The sequence below is a fragment of the Bradyrhizobium sp. UFLA05-109 genome (assembly GCF_054185165.1).
Window position 1 is genome coordinate 44,929 of the sequence record NZ_JBBIAR010000002.1, and the last position, 18,199, is coordinate 63,127.

17 protein-coding genes, 2 pseudogenes and 1 riboswitch are annotated in these 18,199 nt (G+C 63.7%); of the genes and pseudogenes, 13 read left to right on the forward strand and 6 right to left on the reverse strand.

The features are described 5' to 3' along the window. Positions 1-13: 13 nt before the first annotated feature. On the reverse strand, positions 14-1,096 hold the full coding sequence (locus Q3C01_RS01530; protein WP_458143282.1) for a substrate-binding domain-containing protein: 1,083 nt from the start codon (positions 1,094-1,096) through the stop codon (positions 14-16). Between the two features lie 113 nt (positions 1,097-1,209). Between Q3C01_RS01530 and Q3C01_RS01535 the strand changes: the two are divergent. Next, a pseudogene (locus Q3C01_RS01535) lies at positions 1,210-2,695 on the forward strand (aldehyde dehydrogenase family protein). Positions 2,696-2,741: 46 nt separating this feature from the next. Here Q3C01_RS01535 and Q3C01_RS01540 read toward each other — a convergent pair. Both Q3C01_RS01540 and adh read right to left on the reverse strand, forming a co-directional pair. Next, positions 2,742-3,122 carry a DUF779 domain-containing protein gene (locus tag Q3C01_RS01540; protein WP_458143565.1) on the reverse strand — a complete coding sequence of 127 codons (381 nt, stop codon included), beginning with the start codon at positions 3,120-3,122 and terminating at the stop codon, positions 2,742-2,744. Between the two features lie 68 nt (positions 3,123-3,190). Continuing rightward, on the reverse strand, positions 3,191-4,711 hold the full coding sequence (adh, locus tag Q3C01_RS01545) for an aldehyde dehydrogenase (protein WP_458143283.1): 1,521 nt from the start codon (positions 4,709-4,711) through the stop codon (positions 3,191-3,193). Between the two features lie 384 nt (positions 4,712-5,095). Here adh and Q3C01_RS01550 point away from each other — a divergent pair, with 384 nt between their 5' ends. The 9 genes and pseudogenes from Q3C01_RS01550 (at position 5,096) to Q3C01_RS01590 (ending at position 11,295) form a co-directional block, all read left to right on the forward strand. Further along, positions 5,096-5,329: a hypothetical protein gene (locus tag Q3C01_RS01550; RefSeq protein ID WP_458143285.1), complete on the forward strand. Its 234-nt coding sequence runs from the start codon at positions 5,096-5,098 to the stop codon at positions 5,327-5,329. Between the two features lie 142 nt (positions 5,330-5,471). Further along, positions 5,472-6,278: a substrate-binding domain-containing protein gene (locus Q3C01_RS01555; protein WP_458143287.1), complete on the forward strand. Its 807-nt coding sequence runs from the start codon at positions 5,472-5,474 to the stop codon at positions 6,276-6,278. A 160-nt stretch (positions 6,279-6,438) separates the two neighbouring features. Next, positions 6,439-6,702: a hypothetical protein gene (locus Q3C01_RS01560; RefSeq protein WP_458143289.1), complete on the forward strand. Its 264-nt coding sequence runs from the start codon at positions 6,439-6,441 to the stop codon at positions 6,700-6,702. A 97-nt stretch (positions 6,703-6,799) separates the two neighbouring features. Continuing rightward, positions 6,800-7,003: riboswitch (cobalamin riboswitch) on the forward strand. Next, positions 6,990-8,384 (forward strand): TonB-dependent receptor plug domain-containing protein, encoded by a 1,395-nt coding sequence (locus Q3C01_RS01565; RefSeq protein ID WP_458143566.1) that lies wholly within the window; start codon positions 6,990-6,992, stop codon positions 8,382-8,384. (Overlaps the previous riboswitch by 14 nt.) Before the next feature lie 47 nt (positions 8,385-8,431). After that, a pseudogene (locus tag Q3C01_RS01570) lies at positions 8,432-9,420 on the forward strand (DUF6925 family protein). A gap of 40 nt (positions 9,421-9,460) precedes the next feature. Further along, positions 9,461-10,042: a hypothetical protein gene (locus tag Q3C01_RS01575; RefSeq protein WP_458143290.1), complete on the forward strand. Its 582-nt coding sequence runs from the start codon at positions 9,461-9,463 to the stop codon at positions 10,040-10,042. After that, positions 10,039-10,335, forward strand: coding sequence for a hypothetical protein (locus Q3C01_RS01580; protein WP_458143292.1), 297 nt, complete (start codon positions 10,039-10,041; stop codon positions 10,333-10,335). Before Q3C01_RS01575 ends, Q3C01_RS01580 begins: the two co-directional genes overlap by 4 nt. Further along, positions 10,332-10,520, forward strand: coding sequence for a CbtB domain-containing protein (locus Q3C01_RS01585; RefSeq protein WP_458143294.1), 189 nt, complete (start codon positions 10,332-10,334; stop codon positions 10,518-10,520). Before Q3C01_RS01580 ends, Q3C01_RS01585 begins: the two co-directional genes overlap by 4 nt. Before the next feature lie 10 nt (positions 10,521-10,530). Further along, the gene (locus Q3C01_RS01590) at positions 10,531-11,295 is read left to right on the forward strand and encodes a CbtA family protein (protein WP_458143295.1); all 765 of its coding nucleotides are present in this window, start codon (positions 10,531-10,533) and stop codon (positions 11,293-11,295) included. A 32-nt stretch (positions 11,296-11,327) separates the two neighbouring features. On the opposite strand, the gene Q3C01_RS01595 is transcribed toward Q3C01_RS01590, so the two are convergent. Further along, the gene (locus Q3C01_RS01595; RefSeq protein WP_458143296.1) at positions 11,328-12,224 is read right to left on the reverse strand and encodes an alpha/beta hydrolase family protein; all 897 of its coding nucleotides are present in this window, start codon (positions 12,222-12,224) and stop codon (positions 11,328-11,330) included. A 183-nt stretch (positions 12,225-12,407) separates the two neighbouring features. On the opposite strand from Q3C01_RS01595, the gene Q3C01_RS01600 reads away from it, so the two are divergent. The 3 genes from Q3C01_RS01600 (at position 12,408) to Q3C01_RS01610 (ending at position 16,085) form a co-directional block, all read left to right on the forward strand. Next, positions 12,408-13,796: a class II 3-deoxy-7-phosphoheptulonate synthase gene (locus tag Q3C01_RS01600; RefSeq protein ID WP_458143297.1), complete on the forward strand. Its 1,389-nt coding sequence runs from the start codon at positions 12,408-12,410 to the stop codon at positions 13,794-13,796. 4 nt (positions 13,797-13,800) lie between these two features. Further along, entirely contained in the window at positions 13,801-14,154 is a 354-nt protein-coding gene (locus tag Q3C01_RS01605) for a diacylglycerol kinase (protein ID WP_458143299.1), read from the forward strand. Positions 14,155-14,327: 173 nt separating this feature from the next. Further along, entirely contained in the window at positions 14,328-16,085 is a 1,758-nt protein-coding gene (locus Q3C01_RS01610) for an NAD+ synthase (protein WP_458143300.1), read from the forward strand. A gap of 226 nt (positions 16,086-16,311) precedes the next feature. Here Q3C01_RS01610 and Q3C01_RS01615 read toward each other — a convergent pair whose 3' ends face one another. Together Q3C01_RS01615 and Q3C01_RS01620 are read right to left on the reverse strand one after the other, a co-directional pair. Continuing rightward, positions 16,312-17,499 (reverse strand): DUF2865 domain-containing protein, encoded by a 1,188-nt coding sequence (locus Q3C01_RS01615; RefSeq protein ID WP_458143302.1) that lies wholly within the window; start codon positions 17,497-17,499, stop codon positions 16,312-16,314. 125 nt (positions 17,500-17,624) lie between these two features. Further along, positions 17,625-17,930, reverse strand: a complete 306-nt coding sequence (locus Q3C01_RS01620; RefSeq protein WP_458143303.1) for a hypothetical protein — start codon at positions 17,928-17,930, stop codon at positions 17,625-17,627. Between the last annotated feature and the right edge of the window lie 269 nt (positions 17,931-18,199).

Here is an 18,199-nt window from a genome sequence, read left to right on the forward strand (position 1 = left end):
TGCGGCGTGCGCATCATCGCACGGCATGCATCTCCAGAAAGGCCTTCACGCCGGTGACGTCGCCAGTATCGGTCGGCTGGTAGCCCGGGAGGGCGGCGACCGCGGCACGAAAATCGGCGCCCCGGATGATTTCGAGGATGCGCTGCATCGGCCCGGTATCCAGGAATGCGCGTTTGCAGACGAAGAAATAGTCCTCGGTCACGATCCGGATGAAATCGAGGCCGAAATGCCGGGCGGCGGCTTCGACGCCGAAGCTCACGTCCGCCATACCGCTCGCGACATAGGCGGCGACCGCGGCGTGAGTGAATTCGATCTGCTGTGCGCCGTTGATGCGGCTCTCGTCAATACCGTGTGCAGCGAGCAACTGGTCGAACAACAGGCGCGTGCCGGAATCATGGTCGCGGTTGACGAAGCGCACCCTGGGAGCGGTCAAATCCTGGATCGATCCGATGCCTAGCGGATTGCCGCGCGCGACCATCAGCCCCATCTCGCGCGTGACGAAATTGATGATGCGGTCCTCACGGGGATCGAGCCATTCGCGCGCCGCCTTAATGCCCTGCGCCCGCAAGGCGCCGTGCGGCAGGTGGAGGCCCGAGAGGTCGCAGGCGCCCTGCGCCAGCGAGACCAGCGAATGTTGGTTGCTGACATAGCGCAGGTCGACGCCGATGCCGGGCTCGCGGTCGAGGAATTCGCGAAGCTTCGCTACTGCAAAGCCGTGGCTGGCGTGAACGCGGATTACCGAGGGGCGCTGCTCGAGGAACGGCTTGATCTCGCTTGCAAGCTCCTGCGCGAGGTTATCGAGCTGCGGTCCGAGCCGCGCTTGCATGCGCTCGCCGGCCCATACCAACCGTTCGCCGAACGGCGTGAGCTTGGTGCCCTTGCCGCGCCGGGTCTCGACGAGAGGCGTGCCGAAGAACTCTGACCATTGCTCGATCAGATTCCAGACGTGCCGGTAGGAGAGATGCGCATCGTTGGCCGCGCTCGTTATCTTTCCGGTCTTCCTGATCTCGTTGAGGACACCGAGCATGATCACGGCGGTGCGCGGGCTTCCTTCGCGGCGAAACCGCCAGACGGCCTCGATCTCGATCTGAAGCATCGGCATTCCTTATGAAGTGCGCTTCATATGAGGCGCGTCTACTTGCACACGATATCATATTTACTGCGGCCAATACGCGCCTAGTCTGGCATACCAGAACAGGAGGAAATATGATATCTGTTGCATATGACTTTGCGCACTCGGCGGCCAGCGAGTTCATGTCCCGGCCACAGCATCTATTGATCGACGGCCGCCGCATCCCCGCCAGCTCCGGGCGCACCTTCAAGTCTCTCAACCCTGCGACCGGGCAGGTCATTGCTACCATCGCCGAGGGCAACGAGGCCGACGTCGAGCATGCGGTGGCGGCTGCGCGGCGCGCGTTCGAAGGTCCGTGGCGCACGATGCGCGCCTCCGAGCGTGGCCATATCCTGTTGCGTTGGGCAGACCTGCTGAAGCAGCACGCCGACGAGATCGTCGAGCTCGAGTCGATCGATGTCGGCAAGCCGATCGCGGCAACGCTGCGCCAGGATTTTCCGGCCGCCGTCGACACGCTGATCTACTATGCCGGCTGGGCCGACAAGATCGCCGGCGACGTGGTCCCCGTACGTGATGACGCCTTGACCTATACGGTGCGCGAGCCGGTCGGCGTCGTCGCGGCGATTGTCCCGTGGAATTTCCCGCTGATGATCGGCATGTGGAAGCTCGCGCCCGCGCTTGCCTGTGGCTGTACGGTGGTGATGAAGCCGGCCGAGCTGACTTCGCTGTCGGCACTGCGCATTGCCGAGCTCGCCCTCGAAGCCGGCCTGCCGGCGGGCGTCTTCAACGTCGTCACCGGTCCGGGCCGCGTCGTCGGTGATGCGCTGGTCAATCATCCCGATGTCGACAAGGTCACCTTCACCGGCTCGCCGGGGGTGGGGCGCGGAATCATGAAAGGCGCGGCCAGCAACTTCAAGCGCGTCTCCCTCGAACTCGGCGGCAAGTCGGCCAACGTCATCTTCGACGACGCTGATCTCGAAGCCGCATCGAAGGCGGCCGCTTCCGGCATCTTCTTCAACGCGGGCCAGGTTTGCTCGGCTGGCTCCCGCGTGCTGGTGCAGGAGGGCGCTTATGACGAGGTGGTGGATCGGCTCGCGGACGCGCGCGAAATCGCTGCGTGTGGGCGATCCCCTCGATCGCAAGACGACGCTCGGCCCCGTGATCTCCGAAAAGCAGATGACGTCGATCCTCGACTATGTCGATATCGGACAGAAGGAGGGCGCAACACTCGTCACAGGCGGCGAGCGGGTCGGTGACTGCGGCTATTTCATCAGCCCCGCCGTGTTCGCAAATGTCGAGCACGAGATGCGGATCTCGCAAGAGGAGATCTTCGGTCCCGTGGTCAGCGTCATCAAGTTCAAGGACGAGGCCGACGCGCTGCGGATCGCCAACGGCACTGCTTACAGCCTTGCCGCCGGCGTCTGGAGCCGCGACATCGGCAAGCTCCAGCGTTTTGCCAGGAAGGCGAGGGCAGGCACCGTCTGGATGAACACGTATGGCTACACCGACGCGCGCCTGCCCTGGGGCGGCGAGCGCGACTCCGGCCTCGGCCGTGAGCACGGCACTGCCGCGCTCGACAATTTTACCGAGCCCAAGGCCGTCTGGATGAACCTCGCTGTCTGACGGAGACGGATTGCGTGCCGGCGGCCGGAGCATCCCGTAAGGAAGCTCAGGCCGCCCGGGCCGGTGGGCCTGCGGCTTCGAGTTCGGCGACCTCTTCGTCGGTGAAGACACGACTACGGGTCAAAAATCTCACGCCCTCGGGCGCTTCGACCGAAAATCCGGATCCGCGTCCGGGAACGACGTCGATGATGAGCTGGGTATGTTGCCAGTACTCGAACTGCGCGGCGCCAATGTAGAAGTCACATCCGGCGATATTGCCGAGCAGCACGTCCTGCGGTCCGACCCGGAAATCGCCGACCGGATAGCACATCGGTGCCGAGCCATCGCAGCATCCGCCGGATTGATGAAACATCAGCGCGCCGTGCTGGCCCTTGAGGCGTTCGATGATCTCGACGGCCTTTGGCGTGATCTCAACCCGGTTGACCATGGTGTGCATCCCATGAAAAGGGGCGCAGGTGCGGTTGGGCCGCACCTGCGCCATCAGGCGGCGAACGATCAGAAGAAGCCGAGCGCCTTGGTCGAGTAGCTGACCAGGACATTCTTGGTCTGTTGGTAGTGATCCAGCATCATCTTGTGGGTCTCGCGCCCGATGCCGGACTGCTTGTAGCCGCCGAATGCCGCATGCGCGGGATAGGCGTGGTAGCAATTGGTCCAGACACGGCCGGCCTGGATCGCGCGGCCAAACCGGTAGGCGCGGTTGCCGTTGCGGGTCCAGACACCGGCGCCGAGCCCGTACAGGGTGTCGTTGGCGATTGCGAGTGCGTCTTCCTCGTTCTTGAACGTCGTGACGGATACGACCGGCCCAAAAATCTCTTCCTGGAAGACACGCATCTTGTTGTTGCCGGCGAAGATGGTCGGCTCGACGTAGTAGCCTTCGGCGAGCTCGCCTTCCAGCTTGGCCCGATTGCCGCCAGTCAGCACTTTTGCGCCTTCCTGCTTGCCGATGTCGAGATAGGAGAGAATCTTCTCGAGCTGGTCGTTCGAGGCTTGCGCGCCAATCATGGTGCTGGGGTCGAGCGGATGGCCCTGCTTGATCTTTTGGGTGCGCGCGACCGCTTTTTCCATGAACTTGTCGTAGATCGATTCCTGCACCAGCACGCGGCTCGGACAAGTGCAGACCTCGCCCTGATTGAGCGCGAACATGGCAAAGCCTTCCAGTGCCTTGTCCAGGAAGTCGTCATCGGTCTCGGCGACGTCGGCGAAGAAGATGTTCGGCGACTTGCCGCCGAGCTCCAGCGTTACAGGGATGAGGTTGTCGGAGGCGTACTGCATGATCATGCGCCCCGTCGTCGTCTCGCCCGTGAAGGCAATCTTGGCGATCCGTTTGTTCTGCGCGAGCGGCTTGCCGGCCTCGATGCCGAAACCGTTGACGACGTTGACAACGCCGGGCGGCAGGATGTCCGCGATCAGCTCCATTACGGCGAGGATGCCGAGCGGCGTCTGTTCGGCCGGTTTGAGTACCACGCAATTGCCCGCGGCCAGCGCCGGCGCCAGCTTCCAGGTCGCCATCAGGATCGGGAAGTTCCAGGGAATGATCTGGCCGACGACGCCGAGCGGCTCGTGGTAATGATAGGCGACTGTGTCGTGGTCGATCTCGGAGATGCCGCCTTCCTGGGCACGTACCACGCTGGCGAAATAGCGCCAGTGGTCGACGACGAGCGGCATGTCGGCATGGGTCGTCTCACGGATCGGCTTGCCGTTGTCGAGCGTCTCGACGAGGGCGAGCAAGTCAAGATTGGATTCGAGCTTGTCGGCGATCTTGTTCAGGAGTCGGGATCGCTCTTGTACCGACGTCTTGCCCCAAGCGTCCTTGGCCTTGTGCGCAGCGTCGAGCGCAAGCTCGATGTCAGCGGCGGTGGAGCGGGGCACCGCACAGAGCTTCTTGCCGGTGATGGGGCTCGGGTTGTCGAAATACTTGCCTTCGACCGGGGCCACCCATTTGCCGCCGATGAAATTGTCATAGCGTTCGCGGATAAGGAGTTGTTTCGAGATTTGGTCGAGCGCTTGCTGGAACATGCATTTCCTCCGTGGGATTGACGAATTTTTGTACTTGTCGTCTGCGGTCCCGCGCCTGGTTGACCGTGTGCGCCGATCGCGGCGGGGCAGCACGGCGCAACAGGTTGGCTAGGAGCGCAGCAGGCTCCAGCAGCGAGTGGGGATTCAGCTATCCCGGCGAAACCATCAGGAAGTCTGCGCTCAACACAGACATTCGTCAACGTTATATCCGTACGTATATCTCGGAAGATTAGGACCTAAGTAGTAGGCGATCTCGCCGGAGCGCGGCCATTTCGTCGCTGTGGCTGTCGTTCTTTTTGTTCCTCCCTGTCCGCCTTGCTGCTCGCGATATATGGCAGTAAATATAGCGAGAGGCCGATGGCCGAAATGAAAGAGGATCTGACCATGTCCCGTCACGTTGTGCCGGCGGTTGAGGAGAATCGCAGCGTGGAAGCTCCGCGCAGGTGCTTGAGTTGCAACGGGATCATCGCCGGCCTCGCCGAGCAGGATCTCGGCAACGGCCTCAACATCAAGCTGGGTCTCGTATCCGACGAGTGCGCTCTCATTTGCAACGGGTGCACCGCAAAATTGATCGAGATGCAGCCAGCGAGTGGAACGCCCGTCACGCGGCTCAGGTAGTGTCGGTTGCACGTAGCGAATGCGTGATCCCGATGAGCTTGGCCAAGAGCGACACCGGATACACGAAATCCATCTTGTTGAACCAAAAGGCTCGTACGGCGGATTTTACGAACGATTGCTGTAGAGCATAGGCCCAAGTTTCATGAGACGACCACTCTCCATCATCTCCGCATTTCTCCTTGTGATCAGCGCTTCGGCTGTCCGCGCCGAGCCCGCACGTGTCTACGCGGCGGGAAGCCTGACGGTGTCGGTGAAACAGGCGATCAAGGCGGCCGGCCTGGACGCCTCGCAAGTCGCCGAACCCGTCTTCGGTCCGGCCGGCGGCTTGCGCGAGCGCATTGAGAAAGGCGAGGCAGCGGACCTTTATCTCTCGGCCAACACGGAGCATCCCCGTACGCTCGCTGTGCAGCGGCCGCAGACGCTGGTGATCCCGTTCGCACGCAATAATCTCTGCCTGTTCAGCCGGGAAGCGATCGGTCTGACCGAGGCGAATGCGCTGGAGACGATGCTGGATCCCAAGATACGTCTGGCGACGTCGACGCCTGTCGTTGACCCCGGCGGGGACTATGCTTTCGCGGTGTTCAAGCGTGCGGAGAAAATCCGAGCCGGCGCCGAAGCTGCGCTCAGCCAGAAGGCGCTGAGGCTGGTCGGCGGCCCTGCCGCAATCAAACCGATCGAAGGTCAAACGGCAGCTGCCAGCGTCTTTCTCGCCGACAAGGCGGACGTGCTGCTCGTCTATTGCAGCGGCCAGCAGCAGACCTTGCGCGAGGTTCCGGGATTGAAGGTGTCGCGGTTGCCGCCCGAGATCGACGTCGTTGCGACCTATGGGCTCGCCTTGCTCACGGACAACCCGGCCGCTGCGCGACTTGCGCTGTTCCTGTTGTCGGACAAGGGGCAGGACATTCTTGCCGAAAACGGCCTTGTGAAGATCGCCCCTTCCGAGCGGTGACGCCGCGAGGTTAACGCTGCCGATTCCGGCGATAACGCATTCGTTCAAATTGTCTGCTATTTGCTGACCCGCGGCCAACCCTGCCCACAAATGTCGCGCCGTCTTAAACCCGGCCTTTGGAACCCTCGCGCATGCTCCCCCGAAAGGGTGGGGCACCAACATGTCTGTTCTCAAGGAGATCGTCGCCGCGATTGCGGGAGTCTATGTGCTCCTGTTCGCCTGCGACGCATTGTTCGGCATCAACGAGACGCGTTTCGACGACGCTTATTATAGCCGCGACTTCTACGCGCCGCGGCCGAAAGAGTTTAGCTTCGCAAGCGATACGCCCCCCGCGGTCCGCGTCAGCGACGCCTTCGCGCAGTTCTCGCCGGGTGAAGCAAGGCCGACCAAACGCTACTCGTGGCTGACGACCATCATCCGCTAAGCGAGTGCGCCGGAGGGAGTGAGCCGAATCGCGTGTGGATTGCCACACCTGCTTCTTCGGCCGCACCTCGAACCGATTGACTCCGACTTTAACAAACCCCTAACATCGTCACTGACGGTTCTCCTTTCGGAGATCAAAAGGGAACGTGGTGCTGGATCTCCCCAACGCCACGGCTGCCCCCGCAACTGTAAGCGGTGAATCTTTCGTCACATGCCACTGGGAAATCTCGGTCCCGAGAAGGCGACGTAGAGGTAACGACCCGCGAGCCACCGCGCGCGACCGCCTCGATCGAGACCGGGTCGTTCAACACCTTCAACCAGACCGTGGGCCTCAGCGGCTCGCAGGACAATTTCAACTACGCGTTCAATGTCGCCCATTTTCATGCGGGTGACGTTCCCGTGACGCCGCTCCAGCTGCTGCCGCCGGGTCAGAAGGCGAACGGCAACAACTACGACAACATGAGCTATTCGACCAAGCTCGGGCTAGACATCAACGACAGCTGGTCGGTGAACTCGGTCGTCCGCTATACCGAGGCGACGTTGCTGTTCACCGGCGATAGCGGCTTTCCGAGCACGCCGAACGCCACCCAGAGCACGCATGGGGTACGGCAGCTCTTCAATCGCGACGAAGCCGTCTGGTCGTTGTTCGATGGCCGTATCAAGAACTATTTCGCCGTCAATTATGCCAATAACCGCAGCTCCGACATTGGTCCCGGCGATCCGCTGTGGACCGTCACGACGGGCGAACGCATCAAATACGACTGGCATGCCGTCGCCGAGATCGCGCGTGGCAACAACCTGATCGTCGGCGCCGAGCAGCAGACCGATCGCATCGATGCGACCGGCTTCTCCGCCCAGAATGGCAACAAGGCCGGCTTCGTCGAGTTGCAGTCGCAATTTGCCGACCGGGTCTTCGTCGTTGCCAACATGCGCAACGACTTCAACGACCAGTTCGGCGAGCATGCGACCTATCGCATCGCGCCAGCCGTGATCATTCCGGTGACCGAGACGAAGCTGAAGGGGAGCTATGGAACCGGCTTCAAGGCGCCGACGCTCAGCGAGCTCTACCAGAATTTCCCGGATTTCTTCTTCTTCGGCAATCCCAATTTGAAACCAGAGCAGAGCCAAGGCTATGACGCGGGTTTCGAGCAGCCGCTGTTTGGCGATCGCGTGCGGTTCGGCTCGACCTATTTCCACAACGGCATCACCAACCTCATCACGAGCAATGACACCTTCACGTCCTATACGAACGTGGGACTCGCGACGACGGAAGGCACCGAGAATTTCGTCACCGCGAAGATCACGGATCGCGTGAGCGTGCGCGCCGACCACACCTTCACCCGCACCGTCGATGCGAGCACGGGATTGCAGCTCCTTCGCAGGCCAAAGGAGAAGTGGAGCGCAACCGCGATCTGGCTGCCGATCGACCCCCTCACGCTGTCGGTAACCGTGCTTCATGTCAGCGATTGGCTCGATATCACGCGGGACACGGGGGCGCAGATCGTGGCGCCCGGCTACACCATCGTGAATCTGCGGGGCGACTATGCGATCAGCGATCAAGTCAAGGTGTTTGCGCGGGTCGATAATCTCTTCAACCGGCACTACCAGAACCCGACCGGCTTTCTGGCACCCGGTCTCGGTGTGTTCGGCGGCATACGCATTGCAAGTTACGACGTCAGATAGCAGGGACAGTGGACGAGAACGTTCCGATGACGATGGCTTTCGATATCATGAACGTCTTGGCAAGACAGCTTGGCAACGTCGAGACCGGCTGGAGCGTAGGAACGTTCGGGGCGATTGCCGAGTTCACGCGCGACGCCGGCGAACCCGCCGATCTGCAACAGACCAGTGAGGGGATCGGCGTCGTCACGGACAAGGGCGGAGTGCGGATCGTGCCTCGTCCAAATCTGCGTCTGATTGCATCGGAGTCGCCGACGACCGAAAGCTGGAGCCATCGTGTGGCGGTTTGCCTGCCGCGGGAATCCTGCGCCATGGGTGAGCGCACGACGCTGACGGAAATTGGTCCGGATGAGGATGCGCTGCGCAGCCGGGATCGCGGGGACGTCCTGTTCGATCTTGCCTTGGCTGCTTGCAGATCGATGCCTGCATCCGGGTCGGCGATCCCGACGTGATCGCGGCGCTGCGGAGCCGTGCCGGGACGCCAGTGTTCGCGCCCGGGAACGACGTCATGCGGATTATCCTGGCGGCCAATCCGCACCGCGTGTTCGTCAGCCGGATCGGGCGGGCCGAAGTATTTCAGCCGATCCCGCCGCCGAGCGGGAGAAGCCCGGACGGCCCGCACACCCATGTCCTGCCGAAGTTGTTGGCGCATGGCCGCACCCATTCGGCCACCGAGCCGTTGCCCGATGGCTGGGTTCCCTGCACCCATCTTTATCCGGCGCATGCGCTCCGCGACCAGCTCGGCCGCAAGCATGCGTTCCGGGCGGACCATCACTTGGCTTTCCAAGCCTTGCTCGAACGCCATGGCGTGCCAGAGCTTGTGGCGCTCAAGCGCGAGGTCAACGAGGCCGTCGCGGCCGGACGGGGCCCGGACACGCCGGCGCTCAGACGCGATCGTTTCGCCCGCTCCACGATCCGGGTCGCCCTGCGGCAATTGTCGGCAGCCGGGCCGCCATCGCAGATACTCGTCGAATGGCTTGCGGCCTACGACCGGCTCGATCCGACAGACCCCGAAGATCCGATGGAAGCCCTTCACTGACCCGATAAATCGATTAGAATCCCCAGCAAGGAGATCACCGATGGCCCTCAACGTCCTGCCGCCTCACACCGACCGTGTCCGTCTTGATCCGGTCGAGCCGCGCTATGCCGCGATCTTTTGTTTCGCGCTGCTGACCGTGTCATGCGCACTTGCAAGCTTCGCGCTCGCCTGCGCCACGCCGTTTGCGGCGTTTGCAGTCGTTGCTGCGGCCGTGCTGCCGCTGCGTCCGGCGCTGCTCGTCGTCACCGGGGCCTGGCTCGTCAATCAGACGATCGGCTTCAGCGTGCACCACTATCCCGTCGACGCCGGCACGATCGCCTGGGGCTTTGTGATCGGCGCGGCCGCGCTGACCGCGACCGCAGCATCCGCTACCGTGATCCGTTCGCTGCCGCCAAATCGCGCGCCGCTGGCGTTGGCCGCGGCCCTGATCGGCGCCTACGGTGCCTATGAGCTCGTGCTGTTCGCCGCGACGCCGTTCCTGGGCGGGGCAGGGGCTTTCACGACCGCCATCGTGGCCCGCATCGGCGCTTCCAACGCGCTCTGGCTGGTCGGTCTCGTTGCCGCCTGCGAAATCGTCCGCCTGCTCGATCCGTTCGGGCGGGGACGGGCGATGTCGGCTTGAACGACGATGTCCATTGGCGCGCCGACATCACATCCGTGATCTTTTCGGTCAGGGACCACGGCGCCATTTGCGCCGTGCACCGGGGCGCGTTTCGGACCCTGCTTGGCGCGGACCCGTCACCGGCGGAGTGCCTCGGCTATTTCGAACGCTTTGAAGATGCATTCAGGTCGGCAGCGAGCGCCAAGGTCGTGCAAAAACGCATTCCGGCCGGCAGAAACCTGCATCTAACCAGTCGCGACATCGCGCGGAAGCTGCTAGAAGGCGGTCAAATCAGAGGTGGAGCACAGCCATGAGCCAGTCACACGCACAGGTCACGCACTTCCCGGTCGCTGCCGCGCAGGCCGGGCGGCTGACCCAGGCCATGATGGCGATGGTGCTCGGCCTCTTTATCGTCGGTGTCGTCGGTTTCTCCCATATCGACGTCGTCCACAACGCCGCGCACGACGTCCGGCATTCGAACGCATTTCCCTGCCACTGACCGGGGTGGCATGAGCACGTTTCGCTCGATCGTCTTTTCGTCGGTCATTTCGGGTTTCATCGTCGGCCTGATCGTCACGGCCGCGCAGCAGTTCGGCACGGTGCCCCTCATCCTGAAGGCGGAAGTCTTCGAGAAGGCGGCGGAAACGCACCATCACGAGGCCGCCGCGGCACCACAGGACGCGGCAACCGGCCACGATCACGCCGACCACGACCACGCCGGCCACGATCATGGCGCGGAGGCCTGGGAGCCGCGCGACGGTTTTGAGCGGAACGCCTATACGGCGGCCGCGAATGTGCTGACGGCGATCGGCTTTGCGTTGCTTCTCGCCGGCTTCTTTGCCGTCCGCAGCGGCGCGACGGGCGGGCCTGTCTCCTGGCATGAAGGATTGATGTGGGGGCTTGCGGGCTTTGCCGTGTTCACGATCGCCCCGGGCCTCGGCCTGTCGCCGGAACTGCCGGGCGTGCCGGCCGCGCCGCTGCTGTCTCGCCAGATCTGGTGGACGGCAGCAGTGCTCGCGACGGCCACGGGCCTGGCGCTGATCGTGTTCCGCCGCTCGGTGCCGGCGGCCATCGCCGGCGTGATCTTGCTCCTGTTGCCGCATCTGATCGGCGCACCGGAGCTCGAGCACGTCGAGACCAACGTGCCGTCCTCCTTGTCGCATCAGTTCGTGGTCGCCGTCACGCTCACGAGCCTGGTCTTCTGGTCTCTGCTGGGGGCGGTGACGAGCGCCGCGTTTGCCCGCTTTGACACGGGCGCTGGCGGGCGCCCGTAACGCTGCCATTTTTCTCCAGGGCTGCAGCCGGATCACTCTGCCTGGATCCACTCGGCCCCGCCGCGCCAGAGCGTGTCGCGGTGGTCGGGGCGGAAGAAGCCGAAATGGCCTATTCCCTTGATGCCGACGTCGGACGGTTTGACCGTGAGCACTTCCGCCTTGGTCGCGGTGAAGCCGGAGCAGAGCAGTTCGACCGCGGGCCGCGTCGCCCAGGGATCGTCGGAGAAGGTGAGGGCGCGCAGCTCGCCCTTGTAACTTGCGAAGTTTGCCAGCGCCGGCAACCCGGAATCAAAGAGGTGGCGTGGGCTGCTCACCCATTTGGCGCCTTGCAGGAACACACCCTTGGGCAAATCTTCGCCGATGCCGAGCCAGCCTGGCGCGTAGCCGAGCAGATGAGCCACGGGCACGCCAATGAAGTTCATGAACGCGAACACGCGGTAGTTTTCCGGCGGCGGGATCAGTTTCCACGTCGCGGCTTGCGACGCCACGAACAGCGCGCGCGAAATCTCGCTGTTGTTCGCGATCAGCCCGAGCGCCTGGCCACCGAAGGAATGGCCGACATAGCTGAGGGGCAGCGTGTGATAGCGCTCTCGCATCCATTTGACCGCCGCCGTGACGTCGAGCGCGGCCCAGTCGGACATCGAGGCCTCGAAGCCGACCAGCGATTTCCGCTGGTTATAGCCGACCAGCGCCGGCAGGCGGGAGTCGCCGATGCCGCGATAGTCGTAGGTGAGGACCGCAGAGCCGCGGTTGGCCAGGTAGGAGGCAAAGCCGCGATAGATCTTTCGCGGGACACCGGTGGCAGAATTGATCAGGACGGCATGACGCTCGGCGCTACGCGGCAGGAACAGGGTGCCGCCTAGCGAATACCCGTCGACGGCCGGGAAAGTGATGTCGTCGATAAAGACGTCGTCGAGTGCCGCGTCCATGGGCAACGCATATCCCGCAGTTTTCTCCCGCAGAGCCAGCAAATGCGAATTCGGCTGTGCCCGCAAGGGCTTGCATGCGAAAATGGATTTACGACTGGCGAGGCGATGCTAGCCTGTGTATAAGGCGGCTCGCGCAACCCACAGATCAGGTTGCAGTTTTCGCTTTAGGAAAGAGGATTTGCGATGTCCGAGCGGTGGACACCCGAGAGCTGGCGCAGCAAGCCCGTGCTGCAGGTCCCCGACTATCCCGACGCCAAGGCGTTGGCCGATGTCGAGGCGCAGCTTGCGAGCTTTCCGCCGCTGGTGTTCGCGGGCGAAGCGCGCAATCTGAAGAAGGCGCTGGCCCGCGTCGCAGCCGGTGAGGCCTTCCTGCTCCAGGGCGGCGACTGTGCCGAAAGCTTTGCCGAGCACGGCGCCAACAACATCCGCGACTTCTTCCGCGTACTGCTCCAGATGGCGGTCGTGCTCACCTATGCGGGCGCCGTCCCCGTCGTGAAGGTCGGCCGCATCGCCGGGCAGTTCGCAAAACCGCGCTCCTCGCCGACGGAGAAGGTTGATGGCGTCGAGCTGCCGAGCTATCGCGGCGATATCGTCAACGACATCGCCTTTACCAAGGAAGCGCGTGTACCCGATCCGCAGCGGCAGTTGATGGCGTACCGCCAGTCGGCGGCGACGCTGAACCTGCTCCGCGCGTTCGCCACCGGCGGTTTCGCCAATCTCGGCAGCGTGCATCAGTGGATGCTCGGGTTCCTGAAGGATTCTCCGCAGTCCCGCCGCTACAAGGAGCTGGCCGACCGCATCTCGGACGCGCTGAACTTCATGCGCGCCTGCGGCCTCGATCTCGAAAGCCATCCCGAGCTGCGCGCGACCGATTTCTACACCAGCCACGAGGCGCTGCTGCTCGGCTATGAGCAGGCGATGACCCGCGTCGATTCCACCACCGGCGACTGGTACGCGACATCGGGCCACATGATCTGGATCGGCGATCGCACCCGCCAGCTCGACCACGGCCATGTCGAATATTTCCGCGGCATCAAGAACCCGATCGGGCTGAAGTGCGGCCCGTCGCTGAAGGCCGACGAACTGCTCAAGCTGATCGACGTGCTCAACCCCGACAACGAGCCCGGCCGGCTGACGCTGATCGGCCGCTTCGGCTCCGACAAGGTCGGCGAGCATCTGCCGAACATGATCCGCGCCGTGCAGCGCGAGGGCAGGGTGGTGGTCTGGTCCTGCGATCCCATGCACGGCAACACCATCACCTCGACCACCGGCTACAAGACACGTCCGTTCGACCGCATCCTGTCGGAGGTGAAGTCGTTCTTCGCGATCCACGCGGCCGAAGGAACGCATGCCGGCGGCGTGCATCTGGAGATGACCGGCAAGGACGTCACCGAATGCCTCGGCGGCGCGCGCGCGATCACGGATGAGGATCTCAACGACCGCTACCACACGGTCTGCGATCCCCGCCTCAATGCCGAGCAATCGATCGACATGGCTTTCCTGGTCGCGGAGCTGCTCAAGCAGGAACGCGTCGGCAAGGCCAAGCCGATGCCGTTCGCAGCGGGGCTCTAAGACCTTGCTGCGGATTTGGAAGGCCACGATCAATTCCCGTAACGGTCTGGCCTTTGCGTTCCGCTCGGAACAGGCCATCCGCGAGGAGATCTTTGCGCTCCTGCTGTCGCTGCCGCTCGCCTGGTTCATCGGCGCGACCGCGATGCGCGCAGTCGAGCTGGTCTGTGCCGTCGGGTTCGTGCTGGTGGTCGAGCTGCTCAATACCGCGATCGAGAAGCTCGCCGACCGCCTCACCATGGACCACGACAAGCAGATCGGCCGGGTCAAGGATATGGGTTCGGCCGCGGTCGGCGTGGCGCTGCTGATGGCTGGCGCCTTCTGGATCTTTGCGCTCGTCGAGCGATTGGGTTTCGTCTAATGCGCGATGAGATTAGGATGATCGTCATCGCGCTTTAGGTTGTTGTCTGCGCATGATCTCCGCGCAAACGCGTTCCGCGTTTGTCGCGAGGGAAAACCGCTTCGCACTTTGCGCTAACGCGGCCCTTCGGGTCCGGATCATGCTTTAGCCACAGGATTGGACAACGGGCGACCATGACCGAACGTCTCAACGAATTCGCGGTCACGCTCGCCCAGCTCAATCCGACCGTGGGCGACATCGAGGGCAATGCCGCGAAGGCGCGTGCCGCGCGCGTGCAGGCGATCGCCGACGGCGCCGATCTCGTGCTGTTCCCGGAATTGTTCATCGCCGGCTATCCGCCGGAGGACCTGGTGCAGAAGCCGGCCTTCCAGGCCGCCTGCCGCGCAGCGATCGAAAAACTTGCGCGCGAAACCGCCGATGGCGGCCCCGCCATGCTGGTCGGCACCCCCTGGGTCGAGGACGGCAAGCTCTACAATGCCTGCGCGCTGCTCGACGGCGGCCGTATCGCGGGCCTGCGTTTCAAGGCCAACCTGCCGAACTACGGCGTGTTCGACGAGAAGCGGCTGTTTGCGCGCGGCCCTGCGGCGGGCCCAGTGACCGTGCGCGGCGTGCGGATCGGTGTGCCGATCTGCGAGGACATCTGGCTGGAGGAATCGGAGGACTACGAAAACGTCGTCGAGACGCTGGCCGAGACCGGCGCCGAGATCATCCTCGTGCCCAACGGCTCGCCTTATGCCCGCGACAAGGGCGACGTTCGCTTGTCGGTCGCGGTTGCGCGCGTGACCGAAAGCGGCCTGCCGCTGGTGTATCTCAATCAGGTCTGCGGCCAGGACGAGCTGGTGTTCGACGGCGCTTCGTTCGCGCTGAACGGCGATCTCTCACTTGCCGCGCAACTGCCGGCATTCGAGGAGAGCGTCACCACGCTGCACTTCACCAAGACCGGCGACGATTGGCGCTGCACGGGTCCGATTGCGCAACTGCCCGAAGGCGACAGGGCCGACTATGCAGCCTGCGTGCTGGGCCTGCGCGATTATGTCGGCAAGAACGGTTTCCCCGGCGTGCTGCTCGGCATTTCCGGCGGCATCGACTCAGCCCTGTGCGCGGCGATCGCCGTCGATGCGCTCGGCGCGGATCAGGTGCATGGCGTGATGCTGCCTTATCGCTTCACGGCGCCGAGCTCGATCGCGGATGCCGGCGAGCTCGCAGGCCACCTCGGGATACGCTACGAGGTGCTGCCCATCGCAGAGGCGGTGAACGGTTTTGGGACCATCCTCTCCGACATCTTCAAAAATTTGCCGCCTGATATCACCGAGGAAAACCTCCAGGCGCGCACCCGCGGCACGCTGCTGATGGCGATCTCCAACAAGACCGGCCTGATGGTGGTGACCACCGGCAACAAGTCGGAAATGTCGGTCGGCTACGCCACGCTCTATGGCGATATGAACGGCGGCTTCAACCCGATCAAGGATATCTACAAGACGCAGGTATTTCGGCTGGCGGCCCTGCGCAATGCCTGGAAGCCGGACGGCGCGCTTGGCCCCTCCGGCGAGGTCATTCCGCCCGACATCATCACGCGCCCACCGACGGCGGAGCTGCGCGAGAACCAGCTAGATCAGGATTCGCTGCCGCCTTACGATCTGCTCGACGCGGTGCTGGAACGCCTGGTCGAGCGCGAGGAGCCGCTGGAAGAGATCATCGCCGCCGGCTTCGATCGCGCGATGGTGACGCGGATCGATAACCTCCTCAACATTGCCGAATACAAGCGCCGCCAGGCCGCGCCGGGCGTGAAGGTGACGCGCAAGAACTTCGGCCGCGACCGCCGCTATCCCATCACCAACCGCTTCCGCGACAAAGGCGAGCCCTTGCCCGCGCCGGACGAGACGCTCGTCTCGCGCGGCAGCCGCGCCTCGATCGACGCGTTCGAGGGGTGAGGGCGAGCGCAAGCTGGACGGGCAGTCGCGCCGTTTAGAGCGCTGTCATCATCCGCGACCCGGCTACGCCAAGGCTTCGCCAGGCTGAGGTCTAGGCGCGCCGAAGCTTTAGCGTAGGCGGCAGGCGGATGATCCAGTACTCCGCGGCGGACGTTGTCGGAAACGACTTCTGCCGCGGAGTACTGGATGCCCCGCCTTCGCGGGGCATGACGGTGCTGGATCAGCCTTACTTCTGCTGCTGCGGCAGGAAGGTCGGCCCGACCGAGCGGATCGGTTTGTTCTCGTTCGTGGTCGTGGTGTCCGCAGGCGCTGTTGCGGCTGGCGCAGTCGCTGTCGTCTCCGGCGGCGGCGTCGCGCCCTTCTTGCTGCTCGTCGGCGCCCCCTTGGTGAGCTGCCGTTGCTGCATCTTCTTGGCGCTCTCCTCGGTGACGATGATGTCACCCTGCTGCTGGACTGCCGCCTTGTCGTCGGCCGATTTCAGCGCATCCGCCCAGCTCTGGCCGGCGGCCTTGCACGAGCAGGACGGGTTGAACTCGCTGCGGAATTTGAAGGCGTTCGGTAGCGCGGTGTAGGGCTGGCCGCTGACCGAGACTGCCGCATTCATGTCCTCGCCGGGATTGCGATAGGCGTAGAGCGCAGCGTCCGCCGCCGGGCACAGCGCCTTGCAGGTCTTCTCGTCATCGGGGAAGCGCGCCGGGACGGTGGCGAACGAAACCGGGAAGTAGGCGCCGTCGCAGGTACGGACACAGACCGTACGATACGTGCCAGATTGCGGGCCAAGATCTGCGGGCGGCGCGCCGGGCGGAGGATTATTAGGGTTGTTGCCGCCGCCGAACAGATTGCTGAGGAAATTGCCGGCGCCTTGCGACTGCGCGGCGTTGGCATATTGCGGGCCGCAATTGTTCTGCGCAAGCGAGACCAGCACCGAGCGGCGCTGGTTGTCGCGGTCCGGGTTGTAGCTGCCCGGGCCGCCTGCACGCAGCCGCTCAAGGTTTGAGGTGATCTGGTCGAGGTTGGCCCGCATCTGCTGGATCTGGGTGTTGACCGGACCGCATTGCGCCGACTGGTTGTTGAACAGCGAGAAGAAGCCGGAGCTGTCGCAGCCCATGCGCTTGGCCTGCGCCGTCACGCGGTCGAGCTCGGCCTGCTGGCGGGTCGCCGAATCCTGGTAGCGGCGGATCTGGTCGTCCTTGGCCGGATCGCCGCTTCCGCCGCGGTCGAGCGCGGCAAGCTGGCCCTCCAGCCGCGAGCAGATCGGGTTCGCTCCGGGTGCGGCTTGCGCGGGCGGCGGCGGTCCCGGGGGGCCTGCTTGTGCGAGAGCGTCAGTACCGAGGGCGAGCGCGCTGATCAGCGCTGCGCTGGCAAGGATCGAACGGGAGCGAGAGAGAGATAAAAATTCCGGCATATCCGCCATTCTAGCGATGTCACGGCCCCAACCAGGGGGCCGATGCGCGCCCTCCAATACCCGCTTCTCGGGGCATCGTCACGTCGTTTTCGGGAACGTAGATCGGGCCTAAAGTCAGCCAGTTCCGAGCGAATTCAGCGCTGGCAGGTGATTGCGACATATTCGTCGCAATGGCCATGGGAGCAGTTTGCGCCGGATTTGGGGACGGAGCCGGTAATTTCGTCGGGATCGACCCGGCGATAGGACGAGGCCTGGGCAAAGTCGCGGGACTGGCAATAGGAGCGCGCGGCGTGCGCGCCGCACTGTTCACCCTTGGCCAGGCACTGATCGACGCCGTAGCCGTCTGCCTGGTTGGCGATGATGAAGACGCGGGTCTCCGCCGAAGCGCTGGAGGCGGCGACGATGAAGGCACAGCAAAGGAGTGCCGGGAGAGATCGCATGACATGCACCGTAGCTTGGGAGGAACCGCCATCACACGAATAAACTCAAAAGCTTAAGGATGATTAACCCTGATGGCGGGACGCGGGCGCTTTGAGCAGAGAAAGCGGCTTTTTCGCGGCTCACTTGACGGCAGGCCCGCTTGTGGCCCATATGTTCCGCATGAACGGTCTCCTCGCCATTTGTGCCATTTGCCGCGAGATTACGAGCTAGCGATTCGCTGGCTGGAGCCGTCTTTTCTCAAAACACATTGAGAGCACTGGACGCCCGG

Bases quoted from the DNA above. Each gene is read 5' to 3' on its own strand.
- Q3C01_RS01530 (WP_458143282.1), bottom strand. From the start codon at position 1,096: ATGCTTCAGATCGAGATCGAGGCCGTCTGGCGGTTTCGCCGCGAAGGA.
- Q3C01_RS01540 (WP_458143565.1), bottom strand. From the start codon at position 3,122: ATGGTCAACCGGGTTGAGATCACGCCAAAGGCCGTCGAGATCATCGAA.
- adh (WP_458143283.1), bottom strand. From the start codon at position 4,711: ATGTTCCAGCAAGCGCTCGACCAAATCTCGAAACAACTCCTTATCCGC.
- Q3C01_RS01550 (WP_458143285.1), top strand. From the start codon at position 5,096: ATGTCCCGTCACGTTGTGCCGGCGGTTGAGGAGAATCGCAGCGTGGAA.
- Q3C01_RS01555 (WP_458143287.1), top strand. From the start codon at position 5,472: ATGAGACGACCACTCTCCATCATCTCCGCATTTCTCCTTGTGATCAGC.
- Q3C01_RS01560 (WP_458143289.1), top strand. From the start codon at position 6,439: ATGTCTGTTCTCAAGGAGATCGTCGCCGCGATTGCGGGAGTCTATGTG.
- Q3C01_RS01575 (WP_458143290.1), top strand. From the start codon at position 9,461: ATGGCCCTCAACGTCCTGCCGCCTCACACCGACCGTGTCCGTCTTGAT.
- Q3C01_RS01585 (WP_458143294.1), top strand. From the start codon at position 10,332: ATGAGCCAGTCACACGCACAGGTCACGCACTTCCCGGTCGCTGCCGCG.
- Q3C01_RS01590 (WP_458143295.1), top strand. From the start codon at position 10,531: ATGAGCACGTTTCGCTCGATCGTCTTTTCGTCGGTCATTTCGGGTTTC.
- Q3C01_RS01595 (WP_458143296.1), bottom strand. From the start codon at position 12,224: ATGGACGCGGCACTCGACGACGTCTTTATCGACGACATCACTTTCCCG.
- Q3C01_RS01600 (WP_458143297.1), top strand. From the start codon at position 12,408: ATGTCCGAGCGGTGGACACCCGAGAGCTGGCGCAGCAAGCCCGTGCTG.
- Q3C01_RS01610 (WP_458143300.1), top strand. From the start codon at position 14,328: ATGACCGAACGTCTCAACGAATTCGCGGTCACGCTCGCCCAGCTCAAT.
- Q3C01_RS01615 (WP_458143302.1), bottom strand. From the start codon at position 17,499: ATGGCGGATATGCCGGAATTTTTATCTCTCTCTCGCTCCCGTTCGATC.
- Q3C01_RS01620 (WP_458143303.1), bottom strand. From the start codon at position 17,930: ATGCGATCTCTCCCGGCACTCCTTTGCTGTGCCTTCATCGTCGCCGCC.